This is a genomic window from Streptomyces sp. NBC_00846, from assembly GCF_045207325.1.
GTDB lineage: Bacteria > Actinomycetota > Actinomycetes > Streptomycetales > Streptomycetaceae > Streptomyces.
Map to the genome: position 1 here is coordinate 3,098,272 of NZ_CP108846.1, position 16,209 is coordinate 3,114,480.

The following is a 16,209-nucleotide window of genomic DNA, read 5'->3' on the forward strand; positions in this document are numbered from 1 at the left end:
GCGTGCGGCACCGGCTGCCGGGTGGCTCAGGACGACGTGATGCGGCACCTGTTGCCGAGTGGCTCAGGACCACGTGATGCGGCACCCGTTGCCGGGTGGCTCAGGTCGACGTGACCGCGCTCAGCGCAGTTCCTCCGGGCACGGCGTGCCGGGAAGCAGCTGGTAGGGGGCGGCGAGCCGGTACATACCCGGCCGCGGCGCGAGCAGTTCCGTCCACTCGTCGCCGTTCTCGTCCTCGTCGACCTTGATCAGGCAGCCGTCGGTGTTGAGATACGTCCGCGGGCTGTTCTGGTCCTCGCGCCGCTTGGACTCCTCGGTCTCCTGCGGCCGCTCGACGCTCTTGCCCCGATCGTCGACCACGGCGAGCCAGCGCGAGTACGGGATGCGGATCAGGATCCGGCCGGCCGTCTTCACATGGATGGTCAGCTCGTCCGCACCGGCCCGGTCCACCGTGGCGGGCGGATCGGCCAGCGGTACGGGGCTGTCGACCTCGAAGAGCCGCCAGTTGGCGTCGGACCAGACCAGCTTCAGATACGGCAGCCCGCCGTCGACGAGCTCCGCCTCCTGCACCGCGCCGGTGGAGTCCGGTGTCCCCCGGGGCAGCACCACGTAGTGCACCGCCCAGCGGTCGAGCCACTCGCGGTAGCCGGCGCTGTTCAAGGTGTCGTCGTAGAAGAGCGGGTTGCGCTCCATGTCCGCCTGCCGGTTCCAGCCACGGGCCAGATTGACGTACGGCGCGAGCGCGGACGCCTCCCGGTGGCTGCTCGCGGGCACGACCTCGACCCGCCCGCGCTCGGCCCCGACCTCCTGGAGTTCGTTGACCAGCGGGGCCAGCTCTCGCGTCCAGGACGCGGCGGGGGCGGTACGGACGATGTCGTCGACGCCCTTGAAGCCGATCCAGAAGTTCAGCCCGGCGAAGGCGAGAACCAGCGCGTACCAGCGCCGGGAGCGCGGCTCCGCGTACGGAAGAGCGGCGAGCAGCACCACCCCGGCGAACAGCATCGCCATCCGCGTGACGTTCGAGCCGATCTGCGAGTCGATCACATAGGTCAGCAGTGTCCCGACGCCGTACACGGCGGCCGCGGTACGGACCGTCTTCCAGTCGCGCGGTACGAGGACGAAGACGAGGACCGCGAAGAGGAACGGCAGCGACAGCGTCGCGATCGACATCGGCTGCGTACCGGAGAACGGGAACAGCCACGCGGACAGCGCCACGACCGCGACCGGTGCCAGGCCCAGCGCGTACGCGCCGGGGCGCCGCTTGTTCAGGAAGAGCGCGGCGGCGACCACGCCCAGGAACAGACCGGCGACGGGGCTGCTCGCCGTCGCCAGCGCGGCGAGCGGAGCGGCGACGGCGGCCTTCGCCCACCGCTTGTACCGCCAGCGGTAGGGCCAGCAGAACACCGCGGCCACGGCGCCCACCGCGAACATCATGCCGAGCCCGAACGTCACCCGCCCGGACAGCGCGTTGCACAGGTACGCGAAGACCCCGGCGAGCGAGCAGGCGAGCGGATTGCGGACGGCCCGGACCCGGACCACGATCATGGCGGTCAGCGCCGCCGACACGGTCCCGGCAACCATCATCGTCGTACGCACACCGAGCACGGACATCAGATACGGCGACACGACGCTGTACGAGACGGGGTGCATGCCCCCGTACCAGGCGAGGTTGTACGCGGTACCCGGATGCCGGCCGACGAACTCGGCCCAGGCGTCCTGGGCCGCGAGGTCGCCGCCGCTGTTCGCGAAGAAGAAGAACCAGAGCACGTGGGTGACCGCGGCGGCCGCCGTCGCGATCGTCACCGGATGCCGCAGCAGCCGCTCGGCACGGGTCCGCCGCGCCGGGGCGGTGCGCGGCCCCTGGGTGTCCGTGGCGGGGCGGTCCGGGGCGGGCACGGCTGTCCGCGTGCTGCCACTGCTGCTACCGCTACCGCTGCTGCCCCTGCTGTCCCTGCTGTCCCTCATGCCGCTGCTGTCGGCCGCCTCACGGCCGGGCTTCGGCTCCGCGGTGGTCACTACGGCTCTCCCCGTCTTCCCGAATCCGCCGGCCCCGTGCCCCGTACCCCGTACACCTGTGAGGACGCCGTCGCGGCATCCCTGAGTTGCTCCGGGACGCTAACACGTACGCAGTCGGGAAGTGGGTGCCGGGACCGGCACCCACTTCCCGACTACCGAGCTGTTCCGGCCACCGGCCGGTCAGCCGATCCGGGTCAGCTTGTCCCCGGCCGCCGGCTCCGCCAGATCGCTCTGCAGCGCGACGGGCACCTTCACCTGGCTGGTGCCCTCGCCCACGGTGAGCGTTCCGACGTGGGTGCCGGCCGCCGCCGAGTGCGGGATCGTCCTTCCGTCGTCGGTCAGTTCGACCCTGACCGTGAGACCGGACCAGCCGACCGCCGTCACGTCCTTGGTCGCGACCACCGGGGTGCTGCCGCCCAGGCCGTCGGAGACGGTCCCGACGACATCGCCCTTCTTGATGACCTTCGCGCCCTTCAGCAGATCCTGCGTCGCGATCATGACGTCCTTGCTGGCCGCGTTGACCGTGTCGATGATGGACGGCTTGTGCTGGCCGAGAATGGCGCCGACGATCAGCTGGTCGGTGTCGCCGACCATCTTGTGCGCGGCGAAGAGCAGGTTGCCACCGGCCTTGGTGGTCGTGCCCGTCTTGATGCCGAGCGAGTTGTTGTACGGAACGAGGCTGTTCCAGTTCGGCCACCGGTGGCCCGAGGGGTCGGTCCACGACGGCAGCACGGTGATCGCCATCAGCGCCGGGATCTCCACCAGCTTCTGCCCGAGCTTCACCTGGTCCTCGGCCGAACTGACCGTGGTCTCGTGGAGACCGGACGGATCGGTGTAGGTGGTGTTCGTCATCCCGAGCGACTTGGCGGTGTCGTTCATCTTCTTGACGAACGCCTCCTCCGAACCCGCGTCCCAGCGCGCCAGCAACCGCGCGATGTTGTTGGCGGAGGGAATCATGATGGCCGCGAGCGCCTGCTTCTCGGTGAGCTTGTCGCCCTTCTTCACGGTGTTGAGCGTCGACTCGTTCACCGCGTCGAGCCCGCCTTCCTCCTCGGCCTTGGCGTCGACCGTGATCGACGGACCCTCCTCGCCCTTCTTCAGCGGGTGGTCCTTGAGCACGATGTACGCGGTCATCGCCTTGGCCACACTGCCGATCGGCACGCCCTTCTGCTCGCCGAACGAGCCCACCGTGCCCAGACCGGTGGCCGCCATGTAGCCCTGGCCCTCGCCCGGCCACGGCAGCGACGGCTTGCTCCCCTTGAAGGTGTACGTCGGATTCGCCGACATCCGGAGCTCGGGGTCCGGGAGCGGGCGCACCATCTGCACGATCGCAAAGACGATCAACAGGAGCAGGACCAGGGGGGTCCAGATCTTGACCCGGCGGACGGCGGTGCGGACCGGCGTCTCGGGTGGCGGGGGTGTGTTCGTCAGCTCGGCCAGCAGGTCGAGCGGCGGCTTGGGCGGCATCGGCTGCTGCGTGGTCCGCTCGGCGCCGGAGAGCGCGGGGGCGGCGGAGAGCGCGGGGGCGGCGGCCGGCACCGGTCGTACGTCGTCCCCGCGCAGGGGTACGAACGTGCTGGTCCGCCCAGCACCGGCCCCGGGCTTCGAATCCGGCTTGGAATCCGGCTTCGGCGGGGTCTTCGACGCGGGCGGGATGATCTTCAGCGCGGTCGTCGGCTGGTCGCCCCTGGCCGCCGCCGGCGCCCTGAAGACGGCGGTCGGCTGATCGACTCCGCGCTTGCCCCCGGCGGTGTCGGCCTTGTCTGCGTCGTCGCTCTTGCCTGCGTCCTTGCCTGCGTCGTCCGCGTCGTCCGCATCGTCCGCATCGTCCGCGTCGTTCGCGTCGTCCGCATCGGCGGTGCCAGCGCGGTCCTTGGCGTCGGCTTCGGCGGCCTTCGCGTGCTCGGCGGCCTCGGCGGAGGCGTCGTCGTCGGACGGCTCGTCCGCACCGTCGGGCTGCGCCGCGGCGTCGGTGTCCGTGCCGTTGGCGCCATCCGCGCCACCCGGGCTTCCCGTGCCGGACGCGTCGGCCTTCGGGCTCTCGTCGCTCCCGGCGGGCTCGTCGCTTTCGGCGTCTTCCTTCGACACCCATGCTGCGACCGCCGCACGCAGCCGCGTGTCGCCCTCCTCGGACGCTTCGTGCGCTTCGTGCGCTTCGCCATCGGCATCGGCATCGGCGGGCTCGGTGCCGTCCGCGTCCTCGGAGCCCTTGGGGCCCTCGGACTCCTTGGGGGACTCGACCGACTCATCGGCAGATTCTTCGGCGGACTCCTCAAGGGGCTCCCCGACCGGCTCCTCATCGGCCCCAGATGCCTCATCAGGCGCCTCCTCCGGGCCCGCGGCAACCTTCTCGACCCCCTCGGAGCCCTCGGAGTCCTCGGAGCTCTCAGCCGCCGAGGAGCCCTCCCGCGCCCCGCGGTCGCCGGAGTCCGAGGAGTCGTCGCCCCGACCGCCGTCCCCGACGGTTTCGCTGCCCTCGCCGTCGTCGGCTCCGGACGGCCCCGGCCTCGATCCCGTCCCCGGCCCCGTGCGGAAAACGGCCGTCGCCGTGTCCGTACCCCCGCCGGCCCCGGCCTCGGCCTCGGCGGACGGTTCGCGGAAAACGGCAAGCCGCGGATCGCTCTCGCTCCACGCCGTCCCCGACGACTTCTGCTGCTTCGACTTGTCGGGGGACTCGCCCGCCACCGATGCCTCCTCCATGCGGCGCGGGGACATCCCCGCGCTGTCCGAACCATCTACCAGTGTCCCGTGTGAACCACTGACCCGGCTGCTAGACGGGAACGACATACCTACTGGTTCCCGTGCAAAGCGCCCAGGCACCCTCGACAGACCAATGTGAGAGGGGTCACCCTGTCATTCATCCACGCGGGGAGGCATGGATGGGCAGGAGCCGCAGAACAATTCCGGAGGAGCTTCTGCTGCTCGCTCTGGACCCGGCCACGGGTACCACAGCGCAGCCGCAGTCGCTCGACCTCGGCCTCGCCGGAGCTCAGCTAGTGGAGCTGGCTCTGGCAGGACGGATAGCCCCTGACGGGGATCGTATCGCCGTGGTGATGCCACGGCCGACAGGAGATCCGACTCTGGACTCCGCACTGGAACTGCTGCGCCGACGCGGCAGCCCGGTTCGGGCGGTCCACTGGATAGGCGGACCCCGGCTGGGGCTGCGCCAGATCTACCTCGCTCATCTGGAGCGGTGCGGCATGGTGCATGCCGTGGCGGGCCAGATGTGCGGAGTGCTGCCGACGACTCGCTACCAGGCGACGGAGACGGCAATCAGCCGGGACATCAGAGCCAGGCTGGACAGTGCGATCCGCACCGGCGTACCGCCGGACCCGCGGACCGCGGCGCTCGCCGCGCTGGCCCACGCGGTCGGACTCGGCAAGCATCTTTATCCCGGAAACGAGGGGCGTTCATCCCGCTCCAGGCTCCGGGACCTGATCAGACACGACCCGATGGGCGGACTCGTGGCCCATGCCGTGATGGACGTCCAGAACGGGGCGGTCGCACAGCCGCGCCGCAACCAGGCGGCCGGAATGCCGTTGCAATCGCAAGTCCAGTCGCAGTCACGCCGCGACAGCATGGCGCACACCGCGGCCCACTAGGGCCTGTCGCCGTACGCACCGCAGCACCGACCGCAGTGCCAACCGAATACCGCCGCACCGTCGTCCCCAAGACCCGGTTCGGGAGCCGCACCAAGCGCGGGGCAGCCGGAATACTGGCTGCCCCGCGCCCTTGCGTGTGACCATTTCCCAGCGCGGCCGGGGTCGGAGGTGGCAATCTGCTCAGCAGTAGATACGCACAGCTACATAGCCGGAGGTGCCGTTTCCGTGCCGTCCAACGTCAATCCCACCGTCAGGCGACGCCGGTTGGGCCAGGAATTGCGCCGACTGCGCGAACTCAAGGGCATGACGGCCGAGGAGGTCGCGGAGCGACTGCTGGTCTCGCAGTCGAAGATCAGCCGTCTCGAAAACGGCCGCCGCTCCATCAGCCAGCGCGATGTACGGGACCTCTGCGGGGTGTACGAGGTCGAGGATCACCGGGTCGTCGACTCGCTCATGCAGATGGCCAAGGACTCGCGCCAGCAGGGCTGGTGGCACGCCTTCGGCGACATCCCGTACAGCGTCTACATCGGCCTGGAGACCGATGCCGAGTCGCTGCGGGTGTACGAACCCCAGGTGGTCCCGGGCCTGTTGCAGACCCGCGGATACGCCGAGGCACTGATCAACGGCGCACTGCCGGAGGCCCCGCCGAGCGACATCGACAAGCGCGTCAGCGTCCGGGCCCGCCGCCAGGACCGCATCACCGCCCTGGAGAATCCGCTGCGGCTGTGGGCGGTGATCGACGAATCCGCGCTGCGCCGGATGGTCGGCGGCAAGCAGGTCATGATCGAGCAGTTGGAGCAACTGGTCGAGCTGTCGCACCTGCCTCATGTCACCGTGCAGGTACTGCCCTTCGACATGGGTGCGCACCCCGGCATCAACGGGCAGTACGCCATTCTCGAATTCCCGGACGCCGCCGACTCCAGCGTCGTCTATATCGAGGGCGTCACCAGCGACCTCTATCTGGAGAAGGCCAATGACGTGCAGCGGTACAGCGTCATGTACGAGCACCTGCGGGCACAAGCGCTGAACGTCGAGCAGACCCGGCACTTCATCAGCGACATCGCGAAGCAGTACGCCGGGCGCTCGGGCGCGTAGATCCGGACAGCCCGCAAAGTCTGGTATGCGGGAAAAGAAGTGATGTCACGAGGAGGGGCGGCGGTAAGGTACACCGCCGCCCGTCCGCAGCGGAAGGTCTTGGTGGTATATACCATCCGGTCGAGTGAACGCACCCTTCACTCAAGAGACTTGGCGAGTAGCGTCGATCACGCCAACCGGAACGCTGTTGGTGTCCTTCACACGACTCTCTGAACCGGAGTGAACATGGCCATTCGTCAGGGTGCTACGGACAAGTGGACGAAGTCCTCGTATTCCGGGGGCAACGGCGCCTGCGTCGAAGTCAAGTCCCCTCTCACGCGGGCGATCGCGGTGCGCGACTCGAAGGCCCCCGAGGGCCCTTCGATCACGTTCGTCCCCGCCGCGTGGAACGCCTTCGTGCGTGACGTCGGCAAGGGTGCCATCGACGCCTGACCACCCCTTCCCCCGTACGCATCGCAGCATCGGTTCCGGGGCTGCCGGTAGCCCTCTCGACTGGTCCGCCGTCCTGGCCGAGGGGGCTCGATGCCACTCGATGCCAGGCCGGCGGCTCGTGCCCGACCGGGCGCTCAGCGCAGCCGGTCGACATACAGATCGGTGCCGGGCACGGTCGGGATGAACGGTGCCACCAACTCCACCCGCCCCAGCCCCGATTCCGCGACCTCGGCGTCGAGCCCGGTGAAGTGCCCGGCCCAGCAGTCCCGCGGGTCCTCCTGGAGGAACCACAACAGGGTCAGTCGGGTGTCGACGCCCTCGACCTGCTTCACGTAACTCATCCGGTCGCCCGGCAGCGGCGTGGGACGGAAGACGGTCACCATCGCCGCCGGCGAGCCGCCCAGCCGCTTCGGCAGATGGCGCGAGCGCAGCCACTCCAGCAACTCGGCCCGCTGCTCCGCCCCTTCGGCGTCGATCACCTGAAGGACCAGCCCGCGGTAGGGGTGGTCGAGCGCATGGAAGTCCCGCGGCCCCGCGGCGCCGTCCCGGTAGACCGTCGCCTCGTGGTCCTGGAACGACGTGAACACATGGGTGCGGTCCTGGTAGACCCGGCCGTCCCGGTTCAGCCGCTTGTTGATCCCGACGGTCCACCTCATGTGGTCGTCGTAGCGCCCGTCCGTCACCCAGTACGTGGACAGATAGCAGCCGGCGCCGACGGGCTGCGCGACCGCGGACTTCTCCGGGTAGCGCAGTTCCCGCAGCTCCCGGGTGGCCACCCAGCGGCGCCCGGCGAACATCCAGGGCATCGCCATCGCGCCTGCGTAGTAGTGATCGTCTTCGTACCATCTGTGGTAGGCGTGCTCATGTCCAGCGTGAGGCTCGACCATGGTGATCAATGCATGTCCCACCTCAACCCGGTACGGACCAACCGAGGCCAACTTGGCGTACAGATCCGAGTAGGTCTCCTCGCTGCCGTCACTCATCGCACTCCCTCCTCATTCCGCCCGGCACAGCCACCTGACGGTATGTCACTTACAAACCAATGGGAATGCCTGTGCGATCGCCCATTCGTCTGCGTGAGCAGCGCGCAATGCGCCGGTGCATTCGCGGGCAATGGCTACGTTCAGGGGTGCCATGAACGTCCTGCCAGGAGGCGCCATGAACCCGCGACGCAACCCGGCCCCCTCGCACGCCGACCTGTTCCTGGAAGGCGTCCTGATCCCAGAGCGTGTCCGAAACCGCACCACAGTCGCGCTCTCCATTGGCGACTCACTCCGCGAATTCGTTCCCCGCCGTCCAGGGTGCTACCTGCGCACCTCGTACGACAGGCGCGGCAACGAGCGGAGCCTCGAACTGCAGCTCCATGACGCAGAACTAAAGCGGATCAAGCTCGGCTGGGGCCCGTTCGCCGAGACCTACCGGGAGAACGACACCGGGGCCTTCAAGAAAAAGCGGATCGTACAGGCGGACGGGTCAGTCGACTGGATAGTGGTGCGCCCCGAGTTCCGGCGCATGCTCAGTGACCTGCTCGCAGGCCGGATCGACGGCGTCATCTTCTACGACACCGATCGACTCGCGCGTCAGCCCCGCGATCTCGAAGACCTGATCGACGTAGTGGAGCACGCCAAGCGTCCTGCGACGGGCGTCACGGGTGACCTCAATCTGATCCACGACGCCGACCGGCACATGGCCCGGATGCTGTGCATCATGGCCCTCAATGCTTCGGAAGACACATCCCGGAGGATCGCCCGAAACCATCTGGCGGACGCCTCGGCAGGCGAGTTGACCGGACGCACGCCCTATGCTTGGAACCCCGACGGAACGCTCCGCCGGGATCGCGCGCGGATCGCACGGCGCATCTACGAACGGTTCGCAGCCGGCACATCGATCGCGGGGATCGCCCGCGAACTCAACCGAGACAGAATCCCGTCACCACAGGGGGTCAAGTGGGCGCCCGCCACGGTGAAGGCGATCATTACCAATCCGCGCTACTGCGGGTTCGTCTCCTATCAGGGGAAGCATCGCACGGGAAATCCTGGATCTCGCGAAAGCTGTGGTCCGATACCCAGCTTGAACTCGACCACCGGAGGCTGCTGGACCGGGAGAGAGGCATCTCGCGGAACCTTGAGGGAGCCAACCAACGCAAGTACGTTTTCACCGGATATCTTCGATGCGGCATCTGCAAAGCACCCATGAGCGCCAAGTGGGTGTCCCGGCGCGGCCATGCGATCTACTACTGCCCCGGCAAGGTCCGCAATGCCTGCGGCAAGGTGAGTCGACGCGCCGCACCTGTCGATGCCCGCCTGGAAGAACTGATCACCGAATGGGCGCACTCTCGAGCGTCGACCCCTTCGCCGACCGAAGAGCCTTCCGAACCGGTGGCCGACGTCCACTCCCGCATCTCAGTGATCAGCACCCGCAAACAGGAGCTCATTACCGCCTGGGCCAAGGGCGCTGCCAGCGTGCGCGACATGCACCCAGACGACTACTACCAGTTACTTTCCTCGATGAATGCCGAACTGGCCACTCTGGAACAGCGGCTGGCGGATGCCGCGACGCGACCAGCGGGACTACCGACCCGCAACTACGAGGCAGAGTGGAAGAACGGCAGTTTCGAACATCGACGCGCCATCGTAGGTGAGGCATTCACGGCCGTGTATGTCATGCCTTCCGGAAAGGGCCGGGCACCCTTCAACCCCGCACACATCCGCCCCGAGTGGGTCGAGTGACTTCCCTCCACCGACAGCCAGCCCTACTCTGACGCCCCGTCAGGAGAATTGCCAGAGCCGGGAGGCCACCGATGTTGCTCGCAGGGAAGACCGTCATCGTGTCCGGTGTGGGCGCCGGGCTCGGCCATCAGGTCGCGGCGACGGTCGTCCGGGACGGCGGCAACGCGGTGCTCGGGGCGCGCACCGCCGCGAATCTCGCCAAGTCGGCCGCGGAGATCGACCCGGAGGGCCGGCACACCGCCCATCTGGCCACCGACATCACGGACGAGGCGCAGTGCGAGGCGCTCGCCGCGCTGGCGCTGGAGCGGTTCGGACGGATCGACGCGGTGGTCCATGTCGCCGCCTGGGACAGCTACTTCGGCGGGATCGAGGACGCCGACTTCGCCACCTGGCAGTCGGTCGTCGACGTCAATCTGCTCGGCACGCTACGGATGACCCGCGCCTGCCTGCCCGGCCTCAAGGAGCGGGGCGGCTCGGTGGTCGTCATCGGCACGCAGTCCTCGGTGGCCGCACCGTCCCAGGTGCAGCAGGCTGCATACGCGGCCTCGAAGGGGGCGCTCACCTCGGCGATGTACTCCATGGCACGGGAGTTCGGCCCGCACCGGATCCGGGTGAACACGGTGCTGCCCGGCTGGATGTGGGGTCCTCCGGTACAGGCGTACGTACGGTTCACGGCGCACACCGAGGGTGTGCCCGAGGCGGAGGTGCTGGGCAGGCTCACCGAGCGCATGGCGCTTCCGGACCTTGCCACGGACGGCGATGTGGCCGAGGCCGTCGCATTCCTGGCCTCTGACAGGGCGCGGGCGATCACCGGGCAGTCCCTGCTGGTCAATGCCGGCGAGCTGATGCGGTAGAGCCACGTCCGTAAGGGCAGCTGCCCCTCCTTCTCGGCCGCACGGGACCCGCATCCCGTGCGGTCTTTCTGCGCTTCTCCCGGTACTCCCGATGCTCTGCACAGCCTGACGAAGCGCCCGCTCATCGTGTGGCCGCCGTCACGGTCGCGACAACGCTTACGTGAGTCAAGAGCAAGCAAAATTGTCCGACTTACTGATCTGCGTTCACATCTCTGATCGTGAAAAACCTTGACCGGGGACCAGGCAGGCGGTTCAATCCCCGATGTCCCCGCTCCCGCACGGGGCCCCGCTGAGCGGCCGTACCGACGAAGTGCGTACGCGTTCACAAGGCGGACCCCGGGAGGGGGCACATGAACAGTCTCGACTGGGTCGTGCTCATCGGCTACTTCGGCGTGTTGATCGCGATCGGGCTCTGGTCCCACAAGCGTGTGGACAACGTCGGCGACTTCTTCACGGCCGGTGGCAAGATGCCGTGGTGGCTGTCCGGCATCTCGCACCACATGTCCGGCTACAGCGCGGTGATGTTCACCGGATACGCCGGTATCGCGTACCAGTACGGCGTCACGTCCTTCGTGACCTGGTCGCTGCCGATCGCCATCGGTATCGGCATCGGCGCCCAGCTCTTCGCGCCCCGGCTCAACCGGCTGCGTTCGCGGCTGCATGTCGCGTCCCCGCTCGAGTACCTGAAGAACCGCTACAACATCCAGACCCAGCAGGCGCTCGCCTGGTCCGGGCTGCTGCTGAAGATCGTCGACGTCGGCGCCAAGTGGGCGGCCATCGCCACCCTCCTCTCCGTCTTCACCGGCATCTCGATCACCCAGGGCATCTTCATCACCGGCTGCATCACCGCCATCTACTGCACGGTCGGCGGCCTGTGGGCGGATGCGCTCACGGAGCTGGGGCAGTTCGTCATCCAGCTCTTCGCCGGGGTGGCGATGCTCGTCACCGCCATGGCGAAGCTCGTCATCAAGCCGGAGGACACCCCGGAGCGGGACGCGATCACCGCGAAGATCAACTCGGACGGTGACGGCTCGGCGGCCGGGGCGACGGTGCCGGCTCAGGCCGGCCCGGAGGACGCGGCGGTCACGGAGGGCGTGAAGGACTGACGCCCGCCGCTCGACGGGGACGGGGTGGGGTCGGAAAAAAACGTGACAGAGAACCGTTTCACTGTCACGTTCTTTTCCGCACCCCTGCCCTCGCCCGTGCTCCGCGTGCCGGCCGCATGGGCAGCGCGCGTCAGCCGTGAGCAGCGCGGGTCAGCCGCGCGGGTAGCGGGTCAGCCAGCCCGGCGCGACGGCTGACGGGCTGTGCAGGGCCGGGCCCTGGGTCATCTCCATGGCGAAGTCGTCGGCGAGTTCGAGAAGGGTTGCCCGCCCTTCCAGCTCCGCGAGCCAGGCGGGCGGCAGCGCGGTCTCGCCGTGCAGCGCACCGAGCAGCGCCCCGCACAGGGCCCCGGTGGCCGCGGATGGGCCGCCGTGGTTGACGGCCAGCCGCAGACCGTGCCGGATGTCCTCGCCGACCAGGGCGCAGTACACGGCGACGGCGAGGACGTCCTCCGCCGAATCCGTGGCGCCGAGCGACTCGATCAGGGCCGGTCCCGGGATGCCCTGGCGCACGGTTCCGAGGGCCCGCTTCAGCGCTTCGGAGACCGGTTCGTGCCCGGGCCGCTCGGCGAGCAGTGCCAGCGCGTGCTGGACGGAACCGTCCAGGGTCTCGGCGCGGGCCAGCCCATGCACGATGACGGCGAGGGCGCCCGCGGAGAGCAGGGCGGTGGGGTGGCCGTGGGTCTGCGCGGCGCATTCGACGGCCAGTTGGAGGACGAGCTGCGGCTCCCAGCCGACGAGCAGCCCGAACGGCGCGGACCGGGTGAGGGCCGCCGAGTCCCGTGCGGTGGGGTTCTTGGGCTGGTCGAGGGTGCCCATGGTGGCGTCCCCGAGCCCGGTGAGGCATTCCCGGGTGGGGGTGCGGCGGGCGTAGAGCCACTCCTGCTGGGCGAGCCAGCCGTTGTCCTTGCGGCGCTCGTCGGGCCCCCAGTCGTGCTGGGTGGCCGCCCAGCGCAGATGGGCCCGGTGCACATCGGTGGGCGGGTGCCAGGCGCCGGTGTCGCGCCGGACCTGGGCGCGGATCAGCCCGTCGACGGTGAACAGGCTGAGCTGGGTGACGGCGGTGACGGTGCCGCGCCCGCCGTGCGCGGGCACGAAGTCGGTGAGGGCGTCGGCGCCGTGGGCCGCCCGGATCTCTTCGAGCGTGAGCCCGTCGACCCCCGCCCCGAGTGCGTCGCCGATGGCCCCGCCCAGCAGAGCGCCCCGCACCCGGCTACGGAAGTCCTGCTGCTCGGCACGGCCCCAGACCGCTGTGGTCCCTGTGCTCACCGTGCCCCTCCCCCGTCGACCCGTCCGACCGCCCGTCCGCCCGTCTGTCTGCGACTGCGCAGCACTGTAATCGAACCGGAACGATCGGTTGAGGGCGCGGAACCGAGTACGCGTGGGTATGTGGACGGACGTCCCGCAGGTCGTTTTTGACCGGTCGAGGACGGATCGGAGGTGCACGACACCTCGCGTCGCCACAAGCGTTACCCAGCGGGCCACTGACGACTACGACTGGCACGTCCGAGCAACCCGGACAGCCATGAGCCATTACTTTCCATTGCGGAAAGTACATGCCAGGATGGGAAGGCAACGCAGTTCACCCAGCGACGCGAAGGCCAAGAATCTCCATGCCCTCACCCGAGAACGTCCCAGCACAAACAAGTGCGGTTCCCATGTCGGGCGATCTCGCGGCAGATGCCCTGCGGGATGTCGACGCGGCCAAATCGCTGGCCCGTCTCAGGGCCAGGCTGACTCCCGCCTGGTACGGCCCCGCCGCGGCTGCGGCGGTGATCGTTCCGGCCCTCGGCGAAGCCTGGACAGAGGGGCGGGGCGGCTGGGCGGCGCTGCTCTCCCTCCCGATCTCGCTCGCGGGCCTGGCCGTGGTGCTCGTGCTCGCCAACGCCGCCAGGCGACGGGCGGGAGTGATGGTGACCTTGCCCTGGTCCGTACGTCTGCGCCGGGCGGCGATCCCTCTGCTCTCGCTGCTGGCCGCGGGGATCGTGACGTACGCGCTGTGCCGCCAGTTCGGAGCCGACCGCGCGACCACCAAGGTCGTGCTGTTCGCCGTGCTGGGGCTCGGCGTCTGGGCGGTGTTCGCCCTCCGGAACAAGTCGATCGGGAAGACGCTCGCGCAAGGCTCCTGGAGGACGGATGACCACCGCGTCCGAGTCGGGTAGACCACTGATCGACGCGACGATCCACCATCCCACCCGGCTGACGGTCGTCGCCTTCCTCTCCGCGTGCGACGAGGCCGAGTTCGCCACCGTGCGCAGCAGCTGCCAGGTGTCCGATTCGGTACTCAGCAAGATCTCCTCCGCTCTGGAGGAGGCCGGATACCTCACCGTCCGCAAGGGCCACGTCGGCAAGCGCCCCCGAACCTGGCTTTCGCTCACCCCCATGGGGCGACAGGCCCTGGACCGGCACATCTCGGCACTCCAGGACATCGCCACCACAGCCAGGAAGGCGGGCACCAGAGCCCAGGCCGACCCGGCACACGGGACGGACTCGCCGCGCGGCGACGACGCGATCAATCACTAGGACATCGAGCGGCGTCGCAGCCGCGCCGGCGGCCTGCGGCTCAGTTCGGCAGCACGGGAAGCAGCTCCGGCAGGTGGCCGTCCGAGGCGGCGGCCGCCGTGACCCGCTCTTCGGGGACAGGGCCCGCACCCTCTGGGAGGCGGCCCTCGCCGCTTCGATGTGCGTGTGGGGGGGCCGGCCCGGTCGCGAAGGATGAAAGCGGGCACCGGGTTCAGTGCATCGCGCCGAACGTGTTCCGAGCCCGGAAATCTAACCGCTGGTCATGCTGCGTGCCGAGGAGTACACGTCGAGGACGGCCAGGCAGAGGGGGACGAGCGCGAGGAGGAGAACCACCTCGGCCAGGTCGGAGAGACGGCCCCAGAAGGGTGACAGTCCCCTCTTCGGAATGATCAGAGCGATGCCGATCAGCAGGGCGGCACCGGCCGTGACGGCCGTGGCGAGCCACAAGGTACGGATGTCGAGCGGCCCTCGGTCCTGTTCCGTCAGGAGCTTGATGACAGCGTCGGCAGGCGGATTGAGCGCCAGCCCCAGCACCAGCAGGCCCAGGGCGGCGAGGCCCGCGCCCAGAACGGCGGCGACTTGGGCGGTGTAACGGAAGAGCCGTGCTCGCAACAGCATGGCCAGGCCTGCGACCAGCGCGAGGGTCTGGCCCCAGACGTCACTGGAGAAGCCCAGGACAGCGGCGGCCGCGACCACCACGACGCAGCAGCCTCCGACAAGGCCCAGCAGCAGCTCGTGCCCGCGCCGGGCCTGGGCCGCGATGCGTTCGGCGTCGACAGGATCGGGCTCGCCGACGCCCGGCTCGTTGTCGAGGTCGGCGTCCGTCGTGGGGCGGGGGGCGGCGTAGCCGATCGGCAGGTGGGCCACCCGCGCGGAGAGCCCGGGCAGGAAGGCGACGGCGCCGATCGCGACGACCGCGCAGACAGCGGCGGTCTCGCTGGGACGGGCGTCGGTGAGGATCGCGCAGAACGTCGCGAGGGTACCGACTCCCGAGGCGAAGACCAGGGCGACGAAGGGTGCGTCGCCGGTCGGCATCGCGGCGACGAGCCCGGCCGAGACGAAGAGCACCGTGGCGCAGCCCAGCATGAACTGGAGACGTCCGATACCGGCGCCCGGGTCGAGCGCGAGGAGGCCGGACCCGGCGATCATCAGGTGCGGCAGGGCCGCGAGGCCGAGCGCGATTGCGGAGGCCCGGTCGCCGTAGCTCCGCGCCCTGACGCCGGCGAGCGTGACGAGCAGCGTACCGACGGCGGCGGCAACGATGCCCGGCAGTCCATGCATGTCATGCCGGACCGGGTCGGAGAACCAGAGCACAAAGCCCATGAGTACGAGAAGGAGCGCGCCACCGAAGCGACCGGAGACGCCCAACAGCTGGTCGCTCCACAGTGCGCGGTCGCGGCGGACGGCGGACGCGACCGCGTCGGCGACATCGTCGAAGACGGCCGGGGGGAGCGATTCGGCGAAGGGCCGAAGCCGCAGGACGTCACCGTCCAGGACCCGCTGGACGGCCAACGGGTGGGTGGCGTCCAGAAGGGTGCCGTCGCGGCGGGCCAGATGGTAGCCGGGGGGCGCCCCCGGTGGTGTGACCTGGCCGGTCAGCCGCAGGATCTCCGGTAGGAGATCGGCGACAGCGACATCGTCCGGGAGGGCGACATCGACACGGCCGTCCGGCGCCACGACCGTTACTCGGCAAAAACCGGTTGTCAGGGTCGAACTCACCTGGTGGATCCCCTCGTTCGCTGTACACCACGCTCCGGGCCAAGGGCGCCACCCTATCGGGGTCCTTCCCATGGCCTACACGTAGGATTATTGGCGCGCGGAGGTAGGTCGCTGCCACGGGGGTGCCGGCCCGCAA

At 69.3% G+C, this 16,209-nt stretch carries 13 protein-coding genes and 1 pseudogene; 9 read left to right on the forward strand and 5 right to left on the reverse strand.

The features are described 5' to 3' along the window. Window positions 1-120: 120 nt before the first annotated feature. Both OG936_RS14240 and OG936_RS14245 read right to left on the reverse strand, forming a co-directional pair. Entirely contained in the window at window positions 121-2,016 is a 1,896-nt protein-coding gene (locus OG936_RS14240; protein ID WP_406495022.1) for an MFS transporter, read from the reverse strand. A 180-nt stretch (window positions 2,017-2,196) separates the two neighbouring features. Continuing rightward, complete coding sequence (locus tag OG936_RS14245; RefSeq protein WP_406495024.1) at window positions 2,197-4,731, reverse strand: D-alanyl-D-alanine carboxypeptidase; 2,535 nt, start codon at window positions 4,729-4,731, stop codon at window positions 2,197-2,199. Between the two features lie 164 nt (window positions 4,732-4,895). Here OG936_RS14245 and OG936_RS14250 point away from each other — a divergent pair, with 164 nt between their 5' ends. From OG936_RS14250 to OG936_RS14260, 3 genes are all read left to right on the forward strand, one after another. Then, window positions 4,896-5,618: a GPP34 family phosphoprotein gene (locus OG936_RS14250; RefSeq protein ID WP_383759706.1), complete on the forward strand. Its 723-nt coding sequence runs from the start codon at window positions 4,896-4,898 to the stop codon at window positions 5,616-5,618. A gap of 225 nt (window positions 5,619-5,843) precedes the next feature. Next, the gene (locus tag OG936_RS14255) at window positions 5,844-6,713 is read left to right on the forward strand and encodes a helix-turn-helix domain-containing protein (protein WP_383759704.1); all 870 of its coding nucleotides are present in this window, start codon (window positions 5,844-5,846) and stop codon (window positions 6,711-6,713) included. A gap of 225 nt (window positions 6,714-6,938) precedes the next feature. Next, the gene (locus OG936_RS14260) at window positions 6,939-7,145 is read left to right on the forward strand and encodes a DUF397 domain-containing protein (RefSeq protein ID WP_383759702.1); all 207 of its coding nucleotides are present in this window, start codon (window positions 6,939-6,941) and stop codon (window positions 7,143-7,145) included. Window positions 7,146-7,279: 134 nt separating this feature from the next. Here the strand turns inward: OG936_RS14260 and OG936_RS14265 are convergent, their stop codons facing one another. Further along, complete coding sequence (locus OG936_RS14265; protein WP_406495027.1) at window positions 7,280-8,128, reverse strand: hypothetical protein; 849 nt, start codon at window positions 8,126-8,128, stop codon at window positions 7,280-7,282. 175 nt (window positions 8,129-8,303) lie between these two features. Between OG936_RS14265 and OG936_RS14270 the strand changes: the two genes are divergently transcribed. From OG936_RS14270 to OG936_RS14285, 4 genes and pseudogenes are all read left to right on the forward strand, one after another. Then, on the forward strand, window positions 8,304-9,341 hold the full coding sequence (locus OG936_RS14270; RefSeq protein ID WP_406495028.1) for a recombinase family protein: 1,038 nt from the start codon (window positions 8,304-8,306) through the stop codon (window positions 9,339-9,341). Further along, window positions 9,338-9,874: a hypothetical protein gene (locus OG936_RS14275; RefSeq protein WP_406495029.1), complete on the forward strand. Its 537-nt coding sequence runs from the start codon at window positions 9,338-9,340 to the stop codon at window positions 9,872-9,874. Before OG936_RS14270 ends, OG936_RS14275 begins: the two co-directional genes overlap by 4 nt. 71 nt (window positions 9,875-9,945) lie before the next feature. Next, window positions 9,946-10,728 carry an SDR family oxidoreductase gene (locus OG936_RS14280; protein ID WP_406495031.1) on the forward strand — a complete coding sequence of 261 codons (783 nt, stop codon included), beginning with the start codon at window positions 9,946-9,948 and terminating at the stop codon, window positions 10,726-10,728. Between the two features lie 350 nt (window positions 10,729-11,078). Next, window positions 11,079-11,690, forward strand: a pseudogene (locus tag OG936_RS14285) (sodium:solute symporter family transporter); the annotation flags it as partial. A gap of 294 nt (window positions 11,691-11,984) precedes the next feature. Here the strand turns inward: OG936_RS14285 and OG936_RS14290 are convergent. After that, window positions 11,985-13,100 carry an ADP-ribosylglycohydrolase family protein gene (locus OG936_RS14290; RefSeq protein ID WP_406495033.1) on the reverse strand — a complete coding sequence of 372 codons (1,116 nt, stop codon included), beginning with the start codon at window positions 13,098-13,100 and terminating at the stop codon, window positions 11,985-11,987. A 389-nt stretch (window positions 13,101-13,489) separates the two neighbouring features. Here OG936_RS14290 and OG936_RS14295 point away from each other — a divergent pair, with 389 nt between their 5' ends. Both OG936_RS14295 and OG936_RS14300 read left to right on the forward strand, forming a co-directional pair. Continuing rightward, the gene (locus OG936_RS14295; RefSeq protein ID WP_406495034.1) at window positions 13,490-13,993 is read left to right on the forward strand and encodes a hypothetical protein; all 504 of its coding nucleotides are present in this window, start codon (window positions 13,490-13,492) and stop codon (window positions 13,991-13,993) included. Next, a complete protein-coding gene (locus OG936_RS14300; RefSeq protein ID WP_406495035.1) occupies window positions 13,968-14,354 on the forward strand; it encodes a winged helix-turn-helix domain-containing protein in 387 nt (128 codons plus the stop codon). Before OG936_RS14295 ends, OG936_RS14300 begins: the two co-directional genes overlap by 26 nt. Before the next feature lie 249 nt (window positions 14,355-14,603). On the opposite strand, the gene eccD is transcribed toward OG936_RS14300, so the two are convergent. After that, window positions 14,604-16,073: a type VII secretion integral membrane protein EccD gene (gene eccD, locus OG936_RS14305; protein ID WP_406495037.1), complete on the reverse strand. Its 1,470-nt coding sequence runs from the start codon at window positions 16,071-16,073 to the stop codon at window positions 14,604-14,606. Between the last annotated feature and the right edge of the window lie 136 nt (window positions 16,074-16,209).